The organism is Hahella sp. NBU794 (assembly GCF_050749805.1).
Taxonomy (GTDB): Bacteria; Pseudomonadota; Gammaproteobacteria; order Pseudomonadales; family Oleiphilaceae; genus Hahella.
In genome coordinates this window covers 6,512,914-6,536,901 of the sequence record NZ_CP192738.1, presented here as the reverse complement: position 1 = coordinate 6,536,901, position 23,988 = coordinate 6,512,914, and the positions used below count along the sequence as shown (strand labels likewise).

The following is a 23,988-nucleotide window of genomic DNA, read 5'->3' as shown; positions in this document are numbered from 1 at the left end:
CAAATTGAAAGCGTGATGGCGGGAGACAGGTGGTGGGGGCGAGGTGTTAGGGGTGTAGGGTGAAGAGGCATTCCACCTCCTTAGCGGAGATGACTCTCCGCTTTGGTGGAACTCTTAGCAAATAGAAATGGTTGACTTGTAACGGAGAGTGCGGCGAACCGTCTGTCTCTCCGCGAGTGATCAGGGTTTAGCTGCAGAAGGCGCCGGCGCCGCTTTCAGACTCGCCGCCAGCAACAGCGCCGCCAAAATCAGCGATACGCCTCCGGCGACGGCGAAAGTGGCGGAAATACCGTAATGGTCGATCAACGGCTGGGTTAACAGCGGGCACAGGAACTGACCGATAAAGAAACAGGTGGTGACGCCGCCGATAATGCGGCCGCGCAGCATCGGCGGAGTATAAGAAAACAGCCAGACGATCAGATTCGGACGAATCATCCCGAAGCCGACGCCCGCCGCCGCCATGCCCGCGAGGGCGACGCCGTAACTGGGAGCAAAGCCCAGCAGTCCCCATCCTATGGCGATCAATAACCAGCCGGCGCCATGCAATACCGGGAACGGGAACAGGCCGCCGAATTTGCGGTAGTACATGGACACCGTCGCTGTGAGCAGCAGCATCCCGGCGATGGCGAAGCCGATTTCTGAGCCGTCCGTCACGCCGAACTGGGCTACATAGAACGGGTAATGCAGCGGCGCCATATACAGCGCTAATACTTCGAACGCCGCCAGGGCGTAGCACAGAGCGAGGGGGCCGCCGGGAGGCGCTGGCGCCGCGCCGCCCAGGTCGCCGCCGGGAATCGCTTTGCGCTCAGGCTCGTCCAGGAACAACATGGCGCCCGGCAGCACGATGAATGCGAACAGGTAGATCAGGAACGGCGCTGTCCAGTCGATATCCGCCAACAGGCCGGCCATGCCCAGAAACAGTACGCCGCCGAAACCGCCGAACGCCGCTTGCACGCCCATATATCGCGCCAGATGAGGACCGGCGAAATAATCTCCGGCCAGCGTGGTGCAGGCGACCATGACGCCCGCCACCGCCACGCCCAGAGCGATGCGTCCCAGCAAAATGGCGATCAGCGAGTCATGCAGGAAGTAACCGGACATGCCGGAAACGCCATACAGACAGAGCGCCAGAATCAGTACCTGCTTTTTCTTCCAGTGATCCAGCAGCCAGCCCACCATAGGAGCGCAGCAGGCGATCAACAGGCCGGGCGCGGACAGGATCATTTTGACCCAGAATTCCGCGCTTTCCTCTTGCGCAAAGGCGGCCTCCATACCCGGCAGCGCCGGGGCCAGGGTGGCGCCGGCCATCACCGTCATGGTGCTGGCCAGGAGTAGAAAAAGACTTCGGCCGTTCATTGTCGGCGCTGCCGTTGGGGACGTGGTCATAGCGGTTTCCTTCTCTGACATGTTGCGTTAAACATCCTGTTTATTTGCGTTGTATGCGCGCACGCGCCGACGCCACCGCCAGACGGTAATCCGTCAGCAGTTCGGCTTCGTCGAACAGGGCGCTGCGGCCTTCCCGCACCACAATGCGGCCGGCCACCATGACGGCCTCCACGTCCCGGCTGCCGCCCGCCACCAGGAAGGTGCGCAGCGGATGATTGCCGAGGCGATAGCGCCAGTCGTCGATACCGATGACCACCAGATCCGCCTGCTTGCCGACTTCGATGGAGCCGATGCGGTCGCGCCAGCCCAAAGCGCGGGCGCCGTTCAGGGTGGCCATGCGCAGCGCCAGGGTCGGCGGACAGGCGGTATTGCAGTTCTGCGCTTCGTTGTGGCCCAGATGCGCGGCGCGCATGGCCTCCGGCATGCCGCCGATATAGGAGATATCGCCGTCCGTGCTGCAGGACACATGTCCGCCGTCCCTGATGAAGCGTCCGATCTGGCCGGTTTCGCTGACGGTGGCTTCGCCCAACATGCCGTAGTGGGCGGGGGAGTGGCAGATATTGACGCCGGTTTCCAGCAGACGACGATATTCGTCTTCACTGGCGTAAGCGGTGTGCACCGCCAGCAGACGATCGGTGAGCATGCCCAAAGCGTCGAAGCGGCCCACAGGCGTGCGGCCGAACACCGCCTGCACGGCGGCGGTTTCATTACGCAGCGGCGCCAGGTGGGTGGCGTAGGGCGCCTGATAACGGTCGGCGATGTCGCGCAGGGCGATCAACTGTTCGTCGGAACTGCCGAAAGCGCCCATGACGGAAGGCATGCCGCCGATCAGGCCTGAAGCGTGGTCGTTCCAGGTTTCCATCAACGCCGCCCAGTCGTCCGCCTGCGCCTGGGTGTCGGCGATGCGGCGAAATTCTTTGGCGCCGTTGGGAATCATGATGTCCGATCCCCAGCGACTGACGCGGATGCGCATGCCCAGATCGAGCGCCGCCTGCGCCATGGCGTCGGCGGTGTTGGCGGAACCCACATCGCCCAGCGCCGTGGTTCCAGAGCGCAACTGCGTCCACATGCTCCAGCGCGCGATGGCGACGCCTTCCGCATGGGTCAGCTTCTGTCCCACGGTGGAGATGAAGGCGAACATGGAGCCCAGGGCTTCAATATCGCCGCCATTAGAGTAGGGGGTCGGCTCCAGACCGGCATCATCCGGGCGCTCGAAGTTAGGCGCTACGAAACTTTCATGCCAGTGCGGATTGATCAGTCCCGGCAGCACCAGCTTGCCGGCGGCGTCGATGACCTGATCGCACTCCGGCGCCGGCTGCTCGGCGGAACCGATGGCGGAGATGCGATCGCCCACCACCAGCACCCAGCTGTTTTCGATTACCGTATTGGCGTCATCGCCAGCGTACAGAAAGCCGCCTTTGATCAGAGTGCGCACGCCCTCGCCGGATTGCGGACCGCCGTCACGGGCGCGGGGTTCCGCCGCCAGCCCGTTGAACGCTTCGCCTTGCGCCGGACCCGCCGCTTGGGCGGCGAGCGGCGCAGGACGGGAGGCTTGGGACAGCATCAGCTTATGCAGCCAGGACGCCGCCCCCGCATGTTTCATGCAGCAGATCATTGAGCCGCCGCCCCTTCATTCGCTTTGGCGAACAGGCCGGCGTCCAGCATGGCTTGCAATGAGGCTTCCACCGCGTTGATGGTGAAGTCGATCTGCTCTTCCGTATGCACGCCGCAGATGAAGTTGACTTCACGACGCAGCAGGACGCCGCGCTTCGCCATTTCCGCCAGGAAAGGCTCGGCGAGCTTCACATGCTCCACTGGATTTTTGGAGAACAGGAACATGGGGATAGGGTCATAGCCCACCACCTGCAATGGCGTTCCCAGTGCAGCGGAGACTTTATTGACGCCTTCCTTCAGGCGTACGCCCAGTGCGGCGATACGGCCGACGAAATCCGAACGGCGATACTCGTTCAACACAGCGTCGCACACTTCCAGGGACAGCATTTCACCACCGAAGGTAGTGGAAACCTGCAGCTCTTCCATGCGCTTCATGTGCCTGGCGGAGCCGACCACCGCGGACAGCGGCATGCCGGCGGCGATGCCTTTCGACAGGGTGACCAGATCGGCGGAGACGTCGAAGTATTCCTGCGCGCCGCCCAGAGCGAGACGGAAACCGGTGACCACTTCGTCCATCACCAGCAACACGCCTTTGTCATTACAGGCTTTGCGCACCTGACGCAGGAACTCGCCAGTCAGTACGCGGTTGTAAGGAACCGACAGCAATACCGCCGCCAGTTTGTCGCCGCGCTCGGCGATCAGATCCAGCACTGGTTGTTCGTCCATGGGCGTGAACAGCGGCATGCGGTGGGTGTACTGACGAATGACTTCCGGCACGCCGGGGGTGTCGAACATGTACTGATCGTGCCAGCCGTTGTAGCCCACGGTGATGATTTCTTCTTTACCGGTGATGTGGCGGGCCAGACGCACGGCGGCGGAGTTGGCGTCAGCGCCGGTCTTGAAGAAGCGCGCCATTTCCGCGCCGGGAATGATGTCGGTCAGGGTTTGCGCCGCTTTGACTTCCACCGGGGTCGGCAGGGAGTGAATCAAGCCCTTGGACAGGTTTTCGCTGATGGCGCTGACGACAGTGGGATGATTGTGTCCCAGCGTGTTGGCGGCGAGACCGCAGATAAAATCGATGTATTCATTGCCGTCGACGTCAGTGACGATGGCGCCCTGGCCGCTGGCGATGTAAACCGGGAAATGACCGGGAGCGAACTGCTCCGGCTTTTTCATCATGGACTGGGTGAATCCCGCCACCAGCTTCTCGCTCTCTTTGGCGAGTTCGAAGGACTTGGTCAGGTTCAGCGTTTCCCCGTTGGGAGTTACCGGCAATGTCATAGTTATCCTCGTGATGAGATCAATTAGGGTTTATTCACAGCGGTCCGGTTTGCGGTGCGCAACAGGCCCGATTCAATGGCGTACTGCAGATAGCGGTGGAACAGGGGCTGATCGATGACAGGCATCGCCAGGCCCAGCTCCTCCATACGTTGTCGAAATTTGCCGTTGTCGATGCCGCCGGGCTCGAAACTGGGCGCGCCGGCGTCATGACTGCGTTGTTCAAAAAAGCCCAGGATCGCCTGATCCTCTTCCGCGCCTCTTTCTTTGACGCGCTGGCTCCACTGGGGCAGCGGCAGGGTGTCGAAGTCGAAACCGTATTCCCGCAGCCAGCCGAAAATGCGCGTCAGACTGACGTCCTGGGGCGGGGTGACGTTGTACACGCCGCCGCCCGGGCGGGACATGGCGTCGGCGACGATGAATTGCGCCACCGCGTCCACTGGCGTCCAGGGCTCGCTGATGGGCAGATCCGGCAATGCGTCGCTGCGCATCCCCGCCTGAATGATGCTCCACACCAGGTCTTTGGCGTTGATATAGCCAAAATCGGACGCGCCGGTGACCCGGGCGAGTCGATACAGATTGACGGGATAGCCTTTGTCGCGGGCGATTTCCGCCATGCGTTCGGAGGCCCACTTGCTCTGTTGATAGCCATCGCCCAGCCCGTCATGAATGGGCGTGAAGTCCTCGCGCAGGCTGGGGGCGGCGGACGCCGGCGGCGCCACGGCGATGGTGGACACCAGATGCAGGGGAACGCCCCGCACGGCGGCCAGCTTCAATAATTCGCCGGTGCTCAATGCATTGGCGGCGCGCAGGGATTGGTAATCGCGCATGACGCTGGTGACGGCGGCGTTATGGATGACCGCGTCTATGTGCTGGGCGAGCTGTTCGAAGTCCGCCACGGACAGTCCCAGGCGCGGCTTTTCCATATCCGCCAGCAGTACCCGCACCCGCCGAAACGCGCTGCAGGGCAGGCCCTGTTCCGACATCGCCTGCTCCAGACGATAGAAGGCTTCGGCGTCGGTGGCGCCACGCACGGCGCACAGGATATCGGCGTCGGTTTGATAGAGCAGTTGATGCAGCAGTTGCGCGCCGACGAATCCCGTGGCCCCGGTGAGCAATATCTGTCTGGGCGCTGCGCTCAGGCCGAATGCAACAGTCGGCGCCGGCGGCAGGGATTGCGCGAAAGCGTCGCAGTCCGCCAGGATCTGTTCCCGCAGGTCCCGTGATTGTGGTTGCTCGTCATCTGTCGCAAACAACGCCTGAGCCAGCGCGGCGACAGTCGGGCTTTGAAAAATCAAAGTGACCGGTACTTCCCGCCCAATGCGGGCGCTCAGGCGGTTGGCCACCTGAATGGACTGCAGGGATTGTCCGCCCAGCAGAAAGAAGTCGTCTTCCGGCTTGATGGCGCTTTGGCCCAGTACGTCGCGCCAGACCTCAATGATGAGCTGCTGTTCCGCGCTGACTTCAGCTTGAGGCAAGTCGCCTGCGGAGGCTGTTTCGATAGCGTTGAGCTGTTTGCGGTCCACCTTGCCGGCGGCGTTTTTGGGCAGGCGCTCATGCATGACCAGCGCGGATGGCGTCATCGCCGCCGGCAGCCTGGATTTAAGCGCTTCACGTAATTCGGCGATGGCGTAGGACTGTCCCGCCAGATGCGCCACCAGACACTTTACGCCATTGCCTTGCTGGCTCAGGGTGACGGCGGCTTCCTGCACGCCGGGCAGGGCGCTGAGCGCAGACTCGATTTCCAGTGGGTCGATGCGATGGCCGCTAATCTTGATTTGATCATCCAAACGTCCCAGAAACTCGACATTGCCCTGTGTATTGATGCGCGCGCGATCGCCGCTGCGATAAGCGCGCTGCGGCTGTTTGGCCCAGGGGAAATGCATCTGGATAAAGCATTCCGCGGTTTTTTCCGGCAGGTTGAGGTAGCCGTCGGCCAATCCGCCGCCGAGCAACAACAGCTCGCCTTCTTCGCCCCGCGGCAGTAGCTCCATCTGTGGATTGACTACAGCGACAGCGCGTCCGCCCAGAGGCTGGCCGATGCTGATGACGCCGGCGTCAGCGCTGAGGTCCGCGCTGGTGGCGACTACCGTGGCTTCACTGGGACCGTAAGTGTTGTACAGGGCGATGCGATCGCCGAAACAGCCGCGCCATTGCGCCACCCGCTCCGGTAATACCGCTTCGCCGCCAATAATGACGGCGCGCAGACTGGGCGGAAGCTCTAGCGACGCCGTTGCGCAGCCGAACGCCAGCTCATGCCAGTATGCGGTGGGCAGATCCAACAGGGTCACACCCCATTGACGGCATTGCTCCAGAAAGCGCGGAGCGGATTCCAACATGGCGTCATTGCGCAGAATAAGGCGCGCTCCCTGCGCCAAGGTGACGAAAATCTCTTCGATGCAGGCGTCAAAGTGCAGCGGCGCAAACTGCAGCACCCGATCCGAGGCTGTGACGGCGTAAGCGTCGATGGCGCCGGCGACGAACTCCGCCAGAGCCTGATGTCCGATAACCACGCCTTTCGGCGCGCCGGTGGAGCCGGAGGTGTAGATCAGGTAAGCGGGCCCCGCTTGTGTTGTCGACTCAGACCATAGCGCTGCGTTGCTGACCGCGACTTGAGATAACGCCGCCAGGCTCACTACCGGCGAGTTGGCGTCGACGTTTAGCTCGGAGTCCGCGTCCTCCGTCACCACCAACGCGGGGCGGGCGTCTTCAATGATCAAACGATTGCGGGCGATGGGCGCAGTCGGGTCCAGAAAAACGAACGCGGCTTTGGCGGCCCAGGTCGCCAGCGCCGTTACGATAGCGCCTTCGCTGCGAGGCAGCGCCAGGGCGACGATATCTCCCGGATTCACCCCAGATTGTCGCAGGCGTTCAGCGAGTCCGGCGACGCGCTGGCCCAGCTCTTCATAGCTGAGGCAGCGTCCGTTCGCCTGCAGGGCGATGGCTTGTGGCGTCGTCAGAATGCGTTGGCGCAGGGCGTTGAGAACAGGCTGCGGCGACTGGCTGGTGGCGGGGCCTTGCAGCCAGGATAGGGCGGCGCGATCAACCTGAATGGGCTGCTCCATATCGGCCGCTGCCTGCTCCAGCAATGTCAGCATTTGCTGCTGAATGTCCTGCAGATCGGTTTGACTGTAACGGTTCGGGTTGGCGTCCAGATCGAAACGCAAGCCGCCGTCCTTGTTCAGAATGAAGGCGAAGGACAGGTCTTCCACCGGACCGGCGCAGAGGTTATGGGTGCGGGAAACGCAACCCTGAAACTCCACATGACGGTCAAACGGCATGATGTTCACTACCGGGCCGAACAGGCGTTGATCGCCGCCCACGCGATTGAGGTCGCGACGCAGCTGTTCATAGCGGTAGCGCTGATGCAGGCGCGTCATGCGGGTTTGCTGCGCAGCGAGTTGCACCAGATCTTTAAAGGACTCCACGCCAGCGATCTGCAGACGCAGCGGAATAATATTCATCACCATGGCGGGCACGCGCAGGGATGCGGAGCCCATGCGTCCCATGACCGGCGCGCCCAGCGTGACTTCGCGAGCGCCGGTGCGGCGATGGATCAGATAGGCGGTGGCGGCGGTGAGCGCATCCGACCAAGTGGCTCCGATTGCGCTGGCCGCGGTTTGCAGCCGCTTAATCAGCTCCACCGGCAGACTGCGTTCCATCCTTGTCGCCATGTCGGCGATGGGCGCATTGGAGCGGCTGAGGCTGACGGGGGGCGTCTGGCCTTCCAGATAGCCTGCCCAGAAATCCCGGTCCTTGGCGAACGCCGGCGATTGGCGATAGCGCAGGTCTTCCTCCAGCACTTTATCGTAGTCGCCAAAGGCGCGTCCCACTGTGGCGGGGTCTGTTTCCGGGTTGGCCGCCAGGGCGTTGTAGATTTCCGCCACCCGTTGCGACAACAGGGCGAAGGCGAAACCGTCACAGGCGATGTGATGGATGCGTTGATGCCAGCAGTAGTGGTCGTCGCCGAGTTTGATCAGAGCCTGGGTGAACAGAGGCCCTTGCGATAGGTCCACAGTGGCGGCCAGATCGCTCAGCATCCACAGGCGCGCCTGCTCCAGCGGCGCTTCGAAATGGCTGTAATCTTTCTGCACCAGGACGAACTCCGGCGCGTGCAGACGTTGCGCCGTTTCCCTGGCGCCGGAATGGAAGGTGGCGTGCAGCGCGGGCGCTTCGATCAGCGCCTGGCGCAACGCGCGCTCAAACAGCTCGATGTGCAGCTGTCCGCGTAATTCCACATATTCAGCCGCGTTGTACATGGGGCTGGCGGGGTTGATCTGCTGACCCAGCCATATCCCGTTCTGCGCGGCGGACAATCCTTTGGTCGACGTCTCGGCCGGAGTGGTCATCAATCTCAGGCCTCCGTCGTCAGGCGCGGCTCGATGGTGCGCCACCATTCATTGATGGTCAGCGACTCCGCCAGATCCACGAAGGTGATGTCAGCGCCGCGAGCGCGCCAGTTTTCCAGCAGAGACATGACGCGGATGGAGTCCAGGCCCATGTACATCAGGTTCTCTTCCGGGTCCACGTCTTCCGGGCTCATCATCAAGATGGCGGCGACGTCGCGACGCAGGGCTTCCAGGCTCAATGGCTCGGCGGTCGAGGGTGCGGCGTTGGCGGTTGCGCCGTTCAGCGCCGCCAGCACCACTTCCAGCGCGTCGACGTGGCCACAGCGCTGCGCCACATAGTTCAGCGCCATTTTCTGTTCCTGCTCGGAAAAGTCGGCGACGGCGTCCGCCACCACGAAAGGCTTGATGTCGAGCATGAAGGCTTCCAGTGAGGTCGCCAGCACGCCGATGTGAGCGTACACGCCGCAGATGATCAGCTGGTCTTTGCCGTTTTCACGCATGTAATCCAGCAGGGGCGTGCGTTTGAACGCGCTGTAGCGCCATTTCACGTATTCGATGTCGTCGCCTTCCGGCTCCAGCTCCGCCACGATATCGGTCAGGTTGGGATCGGCCGCCAGACCGGTTCCCCAGAAATCCGTCAGCAGCGCGCGGTCTTCCGGCGTCTGGTCGCCAGGCTGGGCGGTGTACACCACGGGCACGCCGGCTTTTTTGCAGGCCGCCTTCAGCGTCTGGATATTGGCGAGCAGAGGGCCCATGGGCTCTCCGTCCAGATTGTAGAAGTTAACGAAATAACGCTGCATGTCGTGCACCAGCAGCACCGCCCGCGACGGATCAATGGTCCAGTCGGTCTTGTTGCTTGGCAGGGCGGATGCGTTCGCCAGGGAATAGTCAGCGATTTTTGGAATAGCCATAGGGGTCCTTATCAACCTAAATCTTGTTCTGGTTTAAGCCATGGTGGGCGGCGCGATCTTATCCGCGATCATCTGCCGCAACGCCTTCTTGTCCACCTTGCCCAGGCGGGTTTTGGGGAAGGCGTCGACGAACTCGATGCGGTCCGGGATCTTGAACACGGCGAGATCGCGCTCGCGCAGAAATTTGAGCAGATCCTGCGGGCGCGGGCGTTGCCCCGGCGCGGCGGCATGAGTCTGCGGAATGACGTAGGCGCAGGTGCGCTCGCCAAGGTAGGGGTCCGGCATCGCCACCACGGCGGCGTCATGCACCAGCGGGTGCGCCAGCAAATGGTTCTCCAGCTCGTCCGCGGCGACTTTTTCGCCGCCCCGGTTGATCTGGTCTTTGGCGCGACCTTCCACCACCAGATAACCGGCGTCAGTCAGGCGCACCACATCGCCGGTGCGATAGAAACCGTCGGCGGTGAAGGATTTGGCGTTGTGCTCCGCGGCCTTGAAATAGCCGCGAATGGTGTAGGGGCCGCGGGTCAGCAATAACCCGGTGGCGCCGGGCGCTACCGGCTGGTCGTCCTCGTCCACGATGCGCACTTCATCCGCTGGCGAAATGGGGCGACCCTGGGTGGTGACGACGGTGTCGATGTCGTCATCCAGGCGGGTGTAGTTCACCAACCCTTCCGCCATGCCGAATACCTGCTGCAGCTTGCAACCCAGGACCGGCGTGACGCGGCGGGCGGCTTCTTCGGTAAACTTGGCGCCGCCCACCTGCAATACCTGCAGGCTGGACAGATCTGGCGGCGAGCCGGCGTTCTTCAGATTGTCGCAGGCGGTCATCCAGGCCAGAGCCAGTGGCGGCACCATCGCGGTCATGGTGACTCGGTGACGGGCGATCAACGGAAACGCGATATCCGGCGCGCCGGACTCGGATAGCACCACGGTTCCTCCCGCATACAGGACGCCCAGGACGCCGGGAGAACTGAGCGGGAAATTATGCGCGGCGGGCAGCACAGAGAGATACACGGTCTGCGGCGACAATTCGCAGATCTCGGCGCTGGCGCGCACGCTGTACAGATAGTCGTCGTGGGTGCGCGGGATCAGCTTGGACATGCCGGTGGTGCCGCCGGACAACTGCATCAGCGCGATGGCGGACGGATCAATCTCCGGCGCCGCGCCGGGCGCTTGATATAAACCGTCGAGAGGGACGAAGTCGCCCGCATCGCCAGCGATGATGACCTGTTGCACGAGACGCTCGTCTTTCAGTTTCCCGCCGATATCGCGATAGTCGAATCCGCCGCTTTTGGCTGGGGCGATATAGGCCACAGCGTCGGCGAATTCGCAAAAGTAGCTGATCTCGGCGTAGCGGTGGGTGGGCAGGGCCATGATCGGCGCCGCACCCAGGCGAAACAGCGCAAAAATCACTTCTATGAATTCGCCGATGTTAGGCAGTTGCACCACGACCTTGGAACCCGGAGTAATTCCGAGGGTATTTAATCCTGATGCCAACTGATCCGCCCTGGCGTTAAGATCGCCATAAGTCCAGGAACGCTCGCCGGCGATCACCGCGGTGCGGTCGCCGAACGCCTGAGCGCCGCGGCTCAGAATGCTTCCCAGGTCGTCGCCGGTCCAGTAGCCGGCGGCGCGATACAGCTCAGCCTCTGCAGCAGGCCAGGGCGTCAGTTCGATTTGCGGCTGCTCCATGCTCGCGGACATCAGGCGATCTCCACGCGGACAGGTGTGGATGCGTGGCTGTCGAGGCCGATGGCGTTCAGCATGGTTTTTAACTTGGTGGAGGTCTCGTCCAGCTCTTTCTGCGGGTCGGAGCCTTCGACTACGCCTGCGCCTGCGTAAAGACGCAGCAGACGGTCTTCCACTTCCGCACAGCGGATGGTGACGGCCCACTCACCGTCGCCGGAGGCGTTGCTCCAGCCGACCATGCCTGTGAAAAAGCCCCGATTAAAGGGCTCCAGTTCACCAATCAATTCCCGAGCGCGCTCTGTGGGATAGCCGCACACGGCGGGCGTAGGATGCAGCGCCTGCGCCAAAGCATAGGAAGTAATGGCCGGATCGATCAGCTCGCCGGTGATTTCCGTGGACAGGTGCCACAGGGTCGGCGTTTGCGTCAACGAAGGCGTGCTGGGCACATCCAGGTTGCGACAGAACGGCGCCAGCGCTTTGGCCACGGCGTCGATCACCACGGCATGTTCATGCAGGTCTTTTTCCGATTGCAGCAGCGCCCCGGCGCGACGGGCGTCTTCCCTGCGATCCGGGCTGCGCGCGACGGAACCCGCCAGCGGATTGGCGAACACGCGCATGCCGCTGCGCGACACCAGCAGTTCCGGGCTGGCGCCCACCAGAAAACGACGGGGATGGGCCGCATCCGCCAGATTGGCGGCGAAGTTATATCCTTTCGGATTGGCGCGGCGCAGATTGGTAAGCAACTGCACGATGTCGATCGGGCGCTCAGCGCGCAGCTCCAGGGAGCGCGCCAGCACCACTTTGCTGATATCGCCGCGGCGGATATGCTCCAAAGCGCTGTTCACGCTTTGTTTGTAGCCCGCGCCGGAAGGTACTTCTTTCGCCTCATAAGTCCCGAAATCGGTGATGACGCCGGTGCGTCCGGAAACCACGTCGCGACGACGCCAGGATCGGGTCGGCACGGTCAACATGGGCGCTTCCCCAGGCAGGAAAGGAGCAGCGCCGACCACCATAGGATCTTCGATTCCCTGTTCCCTGGCCTCGCGCAGGGCGGCGGGGATGGCTTCATTCAGGTCTCCCGCGCCCAGACGGGCGAAGACGCCGGCGGTCATCAGGGTTTGCCGGGGTGAGGAGAAGAAAAAAGGAGTTTCCGTCAGATGTTTTTTCAGCAATTGGAGAAACGCTTGATCATCCGCCTGTGGTTCCAGATGCAACGTCAAGTCATTCATGCCTGCTCCTTAGGTGACTGGTTATCAGACAGGCTGCTCCTCAGAACAGGTGAGCCGCCCCGCGTTAAGAAATGTAAAATATAATCTAAATGAAAATAATTCTCATTTGAAGAGAAATTTTCTTGTCCCATGGGATGGAAAATGACAAGTTCAGGCCTGATTTACGTACCGCCAGACAGGAGCGGCGCGCCTCGCAAGGGGTGCGGACAGATCGTCCGCCTTCGCGAAAGAAAATCAATATTATTTGATATTGATTATTATTTGCAATAGATCGTTAGTCGTGATCAGCCAACACTGATAGCAGGGATTGTTTGACAGAGTCAGGTTAAAAAACGTTTTTTGACCGTCCTAGGTTGCGGCGATGGCGTCTAAAAAGCGCTCGCGATCTGGTGTTGGCGGCAGGTTGGCGCGGCGGCGCATTTCAGCCTGCCAGCCCGGATCGTCTTTCTGACGAGGGAAGTGGGTCTGCTTACGGACCGAGCCGAGAAACAGGTAGCCGTCGAACAGTTCCCGCACAGGTCGCTCGACGAGAGAAGGAGCCCGGTTGCTGAGCGCGCCAAACGGCAAAGCGCCAAGCTCGCTGAGGTCGTTGCGCACCAGCGCTGGCGCAGACCATTCTTCACGTTCCCTTACCGCATCGACCTCCGGCCGATGACCAAAGTGCGGCCAGAGATAGAAACACTGCGCAGGTTCGACGCCGCGCAGACGACTGGCCAGGGGCGGCCCGTTCAATGCCAGCAGGCTGTCCGCAGGGCAATTTCGCAGCAAATGAAACGCTCCAAAGACCAGCAGCGCGCGTCGATTGCGCGCAATGACCTCCCGCTCTATCAAAGCTTGATAGTGAGCTTCCCGTCGCTGGTTGGCCTCTCGCCATTGGCGCCCAGCGTTGGCGGCGCGCCAGTCGATAGGCGGGTCCGCCGCCAGTACGCGCACACGGGGTGTGGGCAGGCGCTGATTAATCTGTCGCACAGCGTGGAAAAAGCGTCGGTAAACATCGGCGAACCAGGCGCAAAAGTGCAAGGTATCGTCGCAAACTGCATCGATCTTGTTATCAAGTCCAGGTTCGCCGGCGATATAAGCGTCCAACAGAGGCTGACTACGAGCGGCGGCGAACTCGACGACGATAGTGTCCAGACACGTTGCGATATCTGGACGCAGCAAGCTATCGATAAGCCATTGCAGGATCGCCTCCACGCCATGGGCGTCGCCGATTCCGACGATCTGGTGTCGCCTCAACAACGCCGCCAACGCAGGGGTTGCGGGTTCGTGGACGGGAAGTGCGGAGGCGTAAGGGGTCACGAGTCGTCTAATACCTTTGGAGCTAGTCGTTTGTTCTACAGGAGAAAAGAGTCTACCTGCAAGACGATTTATTGTCATTTGACAATGATTCTCATTTGCAATAGTCTGGCCCCGCTCGTAAGGACAGCGCGCCGTCACTCCGCTTCCCGCAGCGCTTGCGGACTCTGACGCACTTCCAATTCTGGACGCCTGATTTCCGCTGTCATTCCGACGTCGCCTCCGAAGACGCGCCCCGGCGCGGTTTGCTTCGCAATATTCCATTTCAGTTTTTATCGGTAACAGCAGTCATGAAAAACAGTTCGCATCGTATGCTCGTTCGCTCTTTGGCGTTGTACGGAACCTGCGGTCTTGCCGCAGCCTCCGCCACCGCGGCGGAATCGCAGGGGAGCGCCCAGTTATTGCAGCCGGTGGTGGTGACCGCCTCGGGTAAAGGCCAGGATGAAGCGACGGCGCCGGCCAGCGTCAGTGTTATCAGTGGTGAGGAACTGCAGGCGAAACCAGTGCATGATCTGGTGGATGCATTGGGGGAGATCGAGGGCGTCACTGTGAGCGGGAACGCCAACCGCCGCACTCTGCAACTGCGCGGCCTGGATCGCGCCTATGTGTTGATGCTGATCGATGGACGTCGCGTGGACAGCACCTCGGCGGTATTTCGCGGCAATGACTTCGACACCGGCTGGATTCCCGTCGAAGCCATCGACAGAGTCGAAGTGATTCGCGGTCCCATGTCTTCGCTGTATGGCTCCGACGCTATCGGCGGGGTGATTAACATCATCACCAAACCGGTGAGCGAGCAGTGGCATGGCTCGGTTACGGTGGATACAGTTGTGCAGGAAGACAGCGCCGCCGGCGACAGCCGCAAGCTGGGCTTTTATGTCAGCGGCCCGTTGGCGGAGAAAAGTCTGGGCGTGAAGGTCTACGGCAGTGTGGATCGCCGCGAAGCTGACGGCGCAGTGAACCCTGACCCGGAAAGCGGCGGCGAACCGCTGGATGGTTTCGCCAAAAACGACAACCACGCGCTGAACGGCGAACTGACCTGGGCAGCCAGCGATACGCAGAGTGTCAGCCTCGCGCTGGAAAGCTCCTCCCGGGAGCACGATGAACAGGATCTCGACCGCCTCGGCGTGGCGCTGACCCATAAAGGCAAATGGAGCTTCGGCGATACTGAAATCAAGCTGTATGGCGATCGCATCGAGAACAACACTGGCAACATCGGCGGCCAGAGCAACCCCAACAAGGCGCACAACGCCAGCATCGACGGCCGGGTGACGTTACCTATCGACGCCTGGGCGCAAACCCTGACCCTGGGGGCGGAAGCGCGCTATCAAAAACTGAAAGATCCCTCCACGTTGACGGGCAGACCGGGGACGGATTCCTTCGGCGAATCCGACTCCACTGATGTCAGACAACAGGCGCTGTTCATTGAAGACGAGTTCATGCTGCGTGACGATCTGTTGCTGACTTTAGGCAACCGTCTGGATCACCATGAAAACTTCGGCAACCACAACAGCCCACGGGCGTATCTGGTGTATCTGCTGAGCGATGAAATCAGCGTGAAAGGCGGCTGGGGCAAGGCGTTCCGCGCTCCGACGCTGTTGCAGAACAGCCCTAACTGGGGCTCCGCTTCCTGTGGCAGCGCCACGGCGGGATGCTATATCGTCGGTTCCGACGAACTGAAGCCGGAAACCAGCGAAAGCAAGGAAATCGGCGTGCGCTTCGACTATTCCGAATGGGGCGGCGGGCTTACTGTCTTCCGCAACGATATCGAGGATATGATCGACATTTCCAGCCGCACCCGCGATCCGGTCCTGGCCCCGACCTTCGACAACTTTGTCGGCTTCCTGCCCGATGGGCGGCCGATATTCGCTTACCAGAACGTCAGCAAAGTAAAGACGGAAGGCGTCGAGGCGTCATTCCGCTATAACCTGACGACGGATCTGGATATGCGCGCCAGCTACACCTACCTGGACGCCAAGGATGTCAGCGACGGTCAGGACGCCAAGCCTCTGCTATATCGTCCGCGCCACTCCGGCACGGTGAAACTGGGTTGGTCCGTCAATGACCAGTGGGATCTGGGGTTGACCGGCAATTATGTGGGCGAGCAGTACGCCTATATTTCCCGGGATGGCTCCGAGCTGATCAAACTACAGGAATACGTCACCTTTGACCTTCAATCCCTGTACGCGATCAACGACTATTTCTCCGTCGGCGCCGGCGTGCTGAACCTGGCGGACAAACAGGTGGATCGCGAGCAGAGCTATGAAATTAATGAAGACGGCCGCCGTTATTACCTGTCACTGAAAGCTCAGTTCTGATCCTGCGCGGACAGATGGTCCTGCTCCAGCGCCGCTGCTGAGAGCAGGTCCGACGCCAACTGCGTGGACGTAATGCAGAACGCCGCCGCCAGGGTTCCCGCCCGCAAACGGCGGCGCATGTCCCAGCCTTGGCAATAGCCGTAGAGAAAACCGCTGAAGAAGGCGTCGCCGGCCCCGTTGCTGTCCACCAGCTCAAACCCTTCCGCAATATCCTGCTCATACCAGTTCCCCTCAGCGTCCAACGCCGTGCTGCCGCGCGCGCCATGGGTGCAGACGACAAAGTCCTTGCCGTCGGCCACTTGTTGCGCCATGAACACGCGGTAGTCCGGAAAATTATCGCTGGACAGAAACAACGCATCCGCCGCTTGAATAAACTCATCGTGATAGGGATTAACGCCGTCGTAATCATGCAGATCGATCCACAGCGGTTTGCCCAGCTCCCGCGCTCGCGCCAAAACCGGTCGTGTGTAATTGAGAATGCTGACGGCGGCGATATCGCACTGCTTCAGCGCCGGGTCCAGATCGCTCCAATGCAGCGGCGCCTCGTCCGCGGAAGGATGCGTGAAGATGGAAATGCGCCCGCCGTCCGCAGCCATCAGGTTGGTGTGCTGTTCCGTGGGTTGATCGATCAGTTCGACGATGCAGGGCAGATCGCGGCGGCGACATTCCCGCAGAATGGCGTGGCCGGCTTCGTCTTTGCCGAGAATCATGTGCAGACGCACATCCATGCCCAACTGTTTAAGGTTGAACGCTTTGCCGGCGCCAGTGCCGCCGACCGCCTGATAGCTGCCTTTGGCGAGCAGGGTCTGAGGCTGGGGTTGCGGGAAGTTATCCAAATGAATCAGAGTGTTGAAAGATGCGCCGCCGACGACCAATACGGACTTGGACATAGGGTTACCGCCTGAAGGTAAAAGGGAATATGGAGTTATTATTCGTTGGCGGACAAGGCTTCGCCTTTTGGGCAAAATAGCCGCCGTGTTTTGGGCAGAATAACCGCAAAAACGACAGGTCTGCTCCCTCGTCGCCAGGGATTCGCCGGAGGAGTGCGGGGGAGGAACTGAGCGTCATTAGCGGACATCGAGAGGATGAGAGAGAAAAGGGGAGAAAATGGCCTTATTTTTTGACATTTTGGCGGTATTTCGCCGATATCTGCACAGAGACGCCATCCTGTCCGGCTGGATTGTGGAGTTTGACGGCGCGCTGCGGGAGGAGGGGGATGAGCTGGTGTTTTCTCTTCCTGGATTATTCGAGTTCTGTCTTCGTCACGGGCTCTTGCGCGACCCAGATATTCAGTACCCTCAGTTTCGTGCGGCGTTGTACCAGAATCCCACCAATACGGAAGTGAACGCCATGGGCGGTAACCTGCGCATCTACGCCAACAGTGGCAAAGTGGACGCCAGCCTGTATGCGTTAACGCGCCCGTCCACAGGGACGGACGCATCGGTGACGCGGGCGGACTAGAGTCTCAGGCGTACGGCGTCCGCCGCTCTGCGGGCCAGGTTGTACATGAAGGAGGTGAATACCTTCAGGGTCCAGCGTAGGAAATTCACGGTGATGCTTTCCACTTTGGAAATCGCGTAACCCACCGCATTGAGCATCTTCAGAATCAGACGCTCCACTAGTCCCGCCATCTCTTTGCCCATGCGCACCGCCTGATCTAGCAGCATCGCTAACTGGTCCATGACGGTCAGACCAGCCGCCAGGGCGACGTTGAGGCCAATGCCCACGCCGTGCAGCACTTTCTTCAATACCCAGATCAACGCTTTGTTGATCATATTGAAGGAGTTCACGGTAAAGGAGATGGGGCCGTCTGATTTCAGCCACTTCTCGACGTCGTCCGTCAGGCTGGCGCTGGGTTGTCTGATTTTCAGGGACTCCCAGGTTTTACCTTCCACAGAATCAATATAGTGGTCCATCAGGTGGTTCTTGGAAGCGAAGTTCATCCCGCAATCGATGAAGCATTCCGTTCCCGGGTTAGGCACGTGATAGAACGGCCAGGTCGGCACCCAGGGCACCGGGTCGGTGCTGTGGGCGACGCGATAAATATTCGCGGCGTTCACCTGGCGGGTCAGGTTGGAGGCGAAGCCGGATGAGCCTACCCGTGGGCTGCCGAAGGTGTATAGCACCGGCTCCGCCACGTTGTTTTCCACCAGCCACTCCGCAATCAATGACGCCAATGCGCCGCCCAGGCTGTGCCCGACGCAATGCACCCGCCGCGGATTGTAGCCTTGAAAGAACTTGCGGATGTCCTGTTCGAAAGACTTGTAGGTGGTGTTGAATCCGGTATGTACGAAGTTGCCGCTGCTGGAGCGCTGCACGGAGGTGTGCGCGTCCGTCAGTATGTCCCGGAAGTTGGTGGCGTCGGTGCCGCGGGTGACGATAAATGCGTCGTCGCGGAACTCGTTACAGGTATCGCTCACGCCCCGGGCGGCGAGGCCGAAACCGGACCGATATTTGAAAATGGACGCGCCGGCGACGCCTTCGAAGCGCGACTCATTGTTGAGGGCGAATTTTCCCGCCAGCTTATTACCGAAAAGACTGACGTCTCGTTCATGAATGATGCGGTACGAACGCTCTGCAGCGTACGCCGCTTCAGATGGAGTTAGAACTGCCACGACTGATTTCCCCTGTAATGACTACTTTTGTTTTGGTTATGCGGTCATTCCAATTGGCATATGCCCTTGACTACATAGGAGCGACCTTCCTTGACTGACTCCTCGTCGGCGAGGTCGCATTTAAGACGAATCTTGACGTCCTTGCCGAGTTCGGAATCTTCATCGAAATTCAGTTTGCTGGTCGTCCAGGCGAGGTATTCCTGACCGTCATGGCGAATGATCATTTTCTGATGAATGACGGGCTGGCCTGGTAAGTATTTGGATACAGTGCGGGAATAATATGCGGGAAATTGGAAGCGGCCCTGGGCGTCGGTGGAAGTTTCTTCGACGGCGTTTTCGTCATTGCCCCAGGTCAGCGTACGTTGCACCTGGGCGCCGGCGATGGGTTCGCCGTTGAGGGTGACGACAGCCGACATTTGCGAAGCGAGACAGACCTTTCCGATATCGAAAATAGACATAGACCATCCTTTGCTAGACAGACATATCGATAGAACGGCAACCATCCAGATAATATTTTTGGTAGTCACGACTCTGAGTTCTTCTTATTAGTTTAGTTTCTCAATGTGCGCTGGCGATAAAACAGCCTGCAGACATTGGATATGCGTTCCCGCGGGACAATGCAATAGTAAGCGCTGACTTTTTATGAAATGCGTCAAAATATTCCGTATTTTTTTACGAGAAAATATAACTGATTGATTTTTCAGAAATATGAAAAAGGAAATATTTTTTGACCAGTTAGATCAATAGTTAGACAGGCGGTTTTTTAAGCTTGGAAAGGAGAGACAAGGCTCCCGTCAAAAAACAGGAGCGAAGGGAAAGTGTGAAATTGCGAGGGAGTGGCTTACAAATTCTCCCGCACCCATTGAACCAGTTGTGGGCCCTGTAGTGCGCCGGAAATGCGGGCGACTTCCACGCCTTTTTTGAAGATCGCCAGGGTGGGGATGCTGCGGATCTGGAATTGTTGAGCCAGTTGCGAGTTGCTCTCCGTATCCACTTTCACGCAACGTACTGCAGGCTCCAATTGCGCGGCGGCCTGCTCGAAAATCGGCGCGAACATTTTGCAGGGGCCGCACCAGGGCGCCCAGAAGTCCACCAGCAGGGGCAGGTCGCTGGTCTGCAGGTGCTTGCCGAAGTTATTCTGTCCTAGAGCGACGGGATGTCCAGCGAACAGTGGTTGCTTGCAACGGCCGCATTTGCCGCCGGCGGTGAGTTTGGCTGCGGGAACCCGATTGGTGGTGTCGCAATGGGGACAGACAACCTGTAATGTATCGCTCATTTCTTTATCGCCCTGAATGTTTGAACTCTATGCTAGATGGGGGAAGGACGAGGGTGTTTCAAGTTGATTTGGGCGCATGCGCCGCCCGTAAGAGATGATATTGGTTGTATGGCAAAGGTTCCGCTGGTTTATCACCCTGAATACAGTCCTGAAATTCCCGCCGGTCATCGTTTTCCCATGGAAAAGTTTCGCTTGTTGGCGGAGTTTCTGCGCGCTGAGGGCGTGCTGACGGACGCCAATCTGTTTGCGCCGGAAGCGGCGACTCAGGAAGACATCGCCCTGGCGCACTGCGCGGATTACGTGCGCGATTTTCGTTACGGAGAATTGTCCCCCAAGCACATGCGCCAGATTGGCTTGCCTTGGTCGGAAGGCGTCTGCACGCGGACTTTCCGGGCGGTGGGCGGCACTTTGCTGACCGCGCGACTGGCGCTGAAATACGGGTTGGTGGCGCACCTGGCGGGCGGCACCCATCATGCGCATTACGATCACGGCAGCGGCTTTTGCGTGTTCAACGATCTGGCGGTGGCGGCGCGGGTATTGGTGCGCGGGGGGGAAGCCTCGCGGGTGCTGATCATCGACTGCGATGTGCATCAGGGCGACGGCACCGCGCGCATTCTGACGGATGACGCCGACATCTTTACCTGCTCGTTCCACTGCCGCCAGAACTTCCCCTATCGCAAGGCCCACAGCGACTTCGATATCGAGCTGGATCGCGGCTCCGACGGCCGCGCCTACATGCAGATCATGGAGCATTGGCTGCCTTATATCTTCGACCTGACTCAGCCGGACTTTGTGCTGTACGACGCCGGCGTCGATGTGCACTACGACGATGTGCTGGGACATTTGCACCTCAAAGACGCGGATATCGCGGAGCGGGATGAATATGTCATCCGCCAGTGTCTGGAGCGTGATGTGCCGGTGGCCTGCGTGATCGGCGGCGGCTATGACAAGGACCGCAAACGTCTGGCCGCCCGTCATGGCATCATGCATGGCGTGGCGGACCGTCTTTATCAGGAATATGCGTTATAGGGGACGGCCAGGCCGTCCTTTGTTTTATTCGTCCGCTATCTTCTTCCAGCCGCCGCTCTAATCCCACCTCTCTTAATCCTCTGATTTTGCAGATAGTTCGTCACATTTTTGTCATCTGTTTCGCGTAAACCTGTCACCGGTTTCCTGTTTCATTAGACAGGTTTTCCCGGAAACGACTTCCTCCCCGACGGTTCGATGATTTCCAGGCTGGAGCGCCTGGCGGTCGCAACTATCTGCGTCCGCGTCTCAAGGTAAATATCCGGAATCCGGATCAGATCGCATAATCACCGTCCGCCGATAAGCTAGACTAAGCCTGCCCGTTAGAGAAAACGGGTGGGGATAACTCGATAAAAAATAAAGTAAAAAGGGAACAAACATGACTACCAAGCCAAGGTTCAAGGTATCCGCGTTGTTATTGGGTATGGCGATGCTCCATACCGGCGCGGCCCACGCAGCGGCGGACCTCTTTTTCTCTGAGTATGTGGAAGGCTCCAGCAACAACAAAGCATTGGAAATCTATAACGGAACCAGCGCCGACGTTGACCTGAGCGCTTATGAAGTGCAGATGTATTTTAACGGCTCCTCCAGTGCAGGCGTGACGTTGAATCTCAGTGGAACCCTGGCGGCGGGAGACGTCTACGTCATCGCCCACAGCAGCGCCGATCCGGCGATTCTGGCGCAGGCGGATCTAACCAGCGGCGGCGGCTTTTTCAACGGCGATGACGCCATCCTGTTGCTGAAAGGCGGCGCGGCGGTGGACTCTATTGGCCAGATCGGCGTGGACCCCGGCAGTGAGTGGGGCGCAGGCGACGTCAGCACCGCCAACAACACGATGCGTCGCAAATCCGACGTGGAAGCCGGGGACAGCGATCCCTACGACGCCTACGATCCCACCCTGCAATGGGACGGTTATCCCAACGACACCTTTGACGGCCTGGGCGCTTATGGCGACGGTCCCACCGATCCGGGCGGCGAGCCAGGTGAAATCGGCGAGTGCGGCGATCCCGCGACTTTGATCAGCGCGATTCAGGGCGACGGCGCCAGTTCGCCATTGAACGGCCAGCAGGTAGTGCTGGAAGCGGTCGTGACCGCGGACCTGCAAGGCGCGGATGAACAGAAGGGCTTCTTCGTACAGGAAGAAGACGCGGATCAGGACGGCAACGACAAGACCTCTGAAGGCGTGTTGGTGTACGCGGACGCTTCTGTGCTGGACGTGAGCGTGGGCCAGAAGGTGCGGGTGCTGGGCACGGTGACCGAATACCATGACCTGACGGAAGTCAACGCGGTGCAGGCGATCAAAGTGTGTGGCGGCGACAACCGGGTGACTCCGGCGCAGGTGTCCCTGCCTTTGGACAGCGCCGACGCGCTGGAGAAAGTGGAAGGAATGCTGGTGACTTCCGCGCAGCCCTGGACTGTCAACGAAGTCTACAACCTGGGCCGCTACGGCGAGGTCTTGCTGGGTAATGGCCGTCGTTATATCCCTACGCATTTAGCGACTCCGGGAGAAGCTGCGGCGGCGGTGGCGGCGGCCAACGCCCTGAACCAGCTGGTGTTGGACGACGGCAGCACCAAACAGAATCCGGCGGTGATTCCATTCCCCGCGCCGGAACTGAGCGCGCTGAACACACTGCGTGTGGGCGACAAGGTGAACGAAATCACCGGCGTCATCAGTTACAGCTTCTCCGTATACCGCATGTATCCCACCGTTTCGCCAGCGTTTGTGGCGGAAAATCCCCGCACTGAGGCGCCTGCGACCACGGGCGCTGGCAACCTGAAAGTGGCCAGTTTCAACGTGCTCAACTTCTTCAATGGCGATGGCCAGGGCGGTGGCTTCCCGACGGCTCGCGGCGCTTCCACAGCGGAAGAGCTGGAGCGTCAGGCGGCGAAAACCGTGGCGGCCTTAATGGCCATGGACGCGGATGTTGTGGGGCTGATGGAGATTGAAAACGACGGCTATGGCGCAGACTCCGCAATTCAGGATCTGGTCAACCGTCTGAATGCGGCGGGCGGCAATTACGCCATCGTCAATCCGGGGCTGTCGTCCCTGGGCGGCGACGCAATCGCAGTGGGCATGATCTACAGGGCCGACAAAGTGACGCCTGCCGGCGCCGCCAAGACCTTGAGCAGCTATCCGTTCGATGACTTCAACCGTCAGCCTCTGGCGCAGACGTTCAGCCTGAACGACAACGACGGCAAGATCACGGTGGTGGTCAACCACTTCAAATCCAAAGGCTGCTCCAACGCGGAAGGCGACAACCAGGATCAAGGCGACGGCCAGGGCTGTTACAACGCCAAGCGTAGCGAAGCCGCGGTGGCGCTGGCGGACTGGCTGGCGAGCGATCCTACCGGCGCCGAAGACGCGGACGTGCTGATCATCGGCGACCTTAACGCCTACGCCAAGGAAGACCCCATCACGGCGCTGCAGGCGCAGGGCTATCACAACATGCCTGCGGAACTGATCGGCGACGAAGCGTATTCCTATGTTTTCTCCGGTGAAACCGGCTATCTGGATCACGCTTTGGCCAGCGCCTCGCTCGCTCCGCAAGTGGTTGGCGTTTCCGAATGGCACATCAACGGCGATGAGCCGAAGGTGCTGGACTACAACGTGGAGTTCAAAACCGACGCTCAGGTGCTGAACCTGTACAGCCCGGATGCGTATCGCTCTTCCGACCATGACCCGGTCATCGTGGAAATCAGTCTCGATGGCGTCAAAGAGGAAGTGAAAGGCGACTTCGATGGCGATGGCGACGTAGACGGCCGCGACCTGTTGATGCTGCTGAAGCAACTGTTCCGTCCGGTCAATGACGACAACCGTCAGTACGATCTGAACGAAGACGGCCGCATCAGCTTCCTGGACGTGTTCGCCTTCCTGCGCTTGCTGTAGTCGGCATGCGCCTGGATTGTTAGGCTAAGCGTCGGCGCGATGCGCTGAAACAGCTTTCCTCCTCCTCGTCTTCTGCGGAAGCGGGGTGGGGGAAGCTCCGCCTGCCAGAACAAT

The 23,988-nt window shown here is 60.2% G+C and carries 16 protein-coding genes; 4 read left to right on the top strand and 12 right to left on the bottom strand.

Annotated elements, in window-relative coordinates:
- Window positions 1-180: 180 nt before the first annotated feature.
- The 8 genes from ACQYWX_RS28760 to ACQYWX_RS28725 form a co-directional block, all read right to left on the bottom strand.
- Window positions 181-1,386 (bottom strand): MFS transporter, encoded by a 1,206-nt coding sequence (locus ACQYWX_RS28760; RefSeq protein ID WP_431687190.1) that lies wholly within the window; start codon window positions 1,384-1,386, stop codon window positions 181-183.
- Window positions 1,387-1,426: 40 nt separating this feature from the next.
- Window positions 1,427-2,989 (bottom strand): amidohydrolase family protein, encoded by a 1,563-nt coding sequence (locus tag ACQYWX_RS28755; RefSeq protein WP_431687189.1) that lies wholly within the window; start codon window positions 2,987-2,989, stop codon window positions 1,427-1,429.
- 8 nt (window positions 2,990-2,997) lie between these two features.
- Window positions 2,998-4,281, bottom strand: a complete 1,284-nt coding sequence (locus tag ACQYWX_RS28750; protein WP_431687188.1) for an aminotransferase class III-fold pyridoxal phosphate-dependent enzyme — start codon at window positions 4,279-4,281, stop codon at window positions 2,998-3,000.
- A 23-nt stretch (window positions 4,282-4,304) separates the two neighbouring features.
- Window positions 4,305-8,627, bottom strand: coding sequence for an amino acid adenylation domain-containing protein (locus ACQYWX_RS28745; protein WP_431687187.1), 4,323 nt, complete (start codon window positions 8,625-8,627; stop codon window positions 4,305-4,307).
- 5 nt (window positions 8,628-8,632) lie between these two features.
- Window positions 8,633-9,538, bottom strand: coding sequence for an isochorismatase family protein (locus ACQYWX_RS28740; RefSeq protein ID WP_431687186.1), 906 nt, complete (start codon window positions 9,536-9,538; stop codon window positions 8,633-8,635).
- A gap of 33 nt (window positions 9,539-9,571) precedes the next feature.
- Window positions 9,572-11,242: a (2,3-dihydroxybenzoyl)adenylate synthase gene (locus ACQYWX_RS28735; RefSeq protein ID WP_431687185.1), complete on the bottom strand. Its 1,671-nt coding sequence runs from the start codon at window positions 11,240-11,242 to the stop codon at window positions 9,572-9,574.
- Window positions 11,242-12,456, bottom strand: a complete 1,215-nt coding sequence (dhbC, locus tag ACQYWX_RS28730; RefSeq protein ID WP_431687184.1) for an isochorismate synthase DhbC — start codon at window positions 12,454-12,456, stop codon at window positions 11,242-11,244. Before dhbC ends, ACQYWX_RS28735 begins: the two co-directional genes overlap by 1 nt.
- Before the next feature lie 348 nt (window positions 12,457-12,804).
- Entirely contained in the window at window positions 12,805-13,755 is a 951-nt protein-coding gene (locus ACQYWX_RS28725; RefSeq protein WP_431687183.1) for a hypothetical protein, read from the bottom strand.
- 287 nt (window positions 13,756-14,042) lie between these two features.
- Here ACQYWX_RS28725 and ACQYWX_RS28720 point away from each other — a divergent pair, with 287 nt between their 5' ends.
- On the top strand, window positions 14,043-16,070 hold the full coding sequence (locus tag ACQYWX_RS28720; protein ID WP_431687182.1) for a TonB-dependent receptor domain-containing protein: 2,028 nt from the start codon (window positions 14,043-14,045) through the stop codon (window positions 16,068-16,070).
- Here ACQYWX_RS28720 and ACQYWX_RS28715 read toward each other — a convergent pair.
- Window positions 16,061-16,960: a carbohydrate kinase family protein gene (locus ACQYWX_RS28715; RefSeq protein WP_431687181.1), complete on the bottom strand. Its 900-nt coding sequence runs from the start codon at window positions 16,958-16,960 to the stop codon at window positions 16,061-16,063. The two genes, ACQYWX_RS28720 and ACQYWX_RS28715, sit on opposite strands and share 10 nt — an antisense overlap.
- Before the next feature lie 217 nt (window positions 16,961-17,177).
- Here ACQYWX_RS28715 and ACQYWX_RS28710 point away from each other — a divergent pair, with 217 nt between their 5' ends.
- The gene (locus ACQYWX_RS28710) at window positions 17,178-17,531 is read left to right on the top strand and encodes a hypothetical protein (RefSeq protein ID WP_431687180.1); all 354 of its coding nucleotides are present in this window, start codon (window positions 17,178-17,180) and stop codon (window positions 17,529-17,531) included.
- On the opposite strand, the gene ACQYWX_RS28705 is transcribed toward ACQYWX_RS28710, so the two are convergent.
- The 3 genes from ACQYWX_RS28705 to trxC all read right to left on the bottom strand — a co-directional run bounded on the left by ACQYWX_RS28705 (window position 17,528) and on the right by trxC (window position 19,961).
- Window positions 17,528-18,685, bottom strand: a complete 1,158-nt coding sequence (locus ACQYWX_RS28705) for a lipase family protein (RefSeq protein ID WP_431687179.1) — start codon at window positions 18,683-18,685, stop codon at window positions 17,528-17,530. The two genes, ACQYWX_RS28710 and ACQYWX_RS28705, sit on opposite strands and share 4 nt — an antisense overlap.
- A gap of 44 nt (window positions 18,686-18,729) precedes the next feature.
- Window positions 18,730-19,143, bottom strand: a complete 414-nt coding sequence (locus ACQYWX_RS28700; RefSeq protein WP_216739296.1) for a carboxypeptidase-like regulatory domain-containing protein — start codon at window positions 19,141-19,143, stop codon at window positions 18,730-18,732.
- A gap of 383 nt (window positions 19,144-19,526) precedes the next feature.
- A complete protein-coding gene (gene trxC, locus ACQYWX_RS28695) occupies window positions 19,527-19,961 on the bottom strand; it encodes a thioredoxin TrxC (protein ID WP_431687178.1) in 435 nt (144 codons plus the stop codon).
- A 108-nt stretch (window positions 19,962-20,069) separates the two neighbouring features.
- On the opposite strand from trxC, the gene ACQYWX_RS28690 reads away from it, so the two are divergent.
- Both ACQYWX_RS28690 and ACQYWX_RS28685 read left to right on the top strand, forming a co-directional pair.
- Complete coding sequence (locus tag ACQYWX_RS28690) at window positions 20,070-20,990, top strand: histone deacetylase family protein (protein WP_431687177.1); 921 nt, start codon at window positions 20,070-20,072, stop codon at window positions 20,988-20,990.
- A 376-nt stretch (window positions 20,991-21,366) separates the two neighbouring features.
- A complete protein-coding gene (locus tag ACQYWX_RS28685) occupies window positions 21,367-23,874 on the top strand; it encodes an ExeM/NucH family extracellular endonuclease (RefSeq protein WP_431687176.1) in 2,508 nt (835 codons plus the stop codon).
- Window positions 23,875-23,988 lie beyond the last annotated feature (114 nt).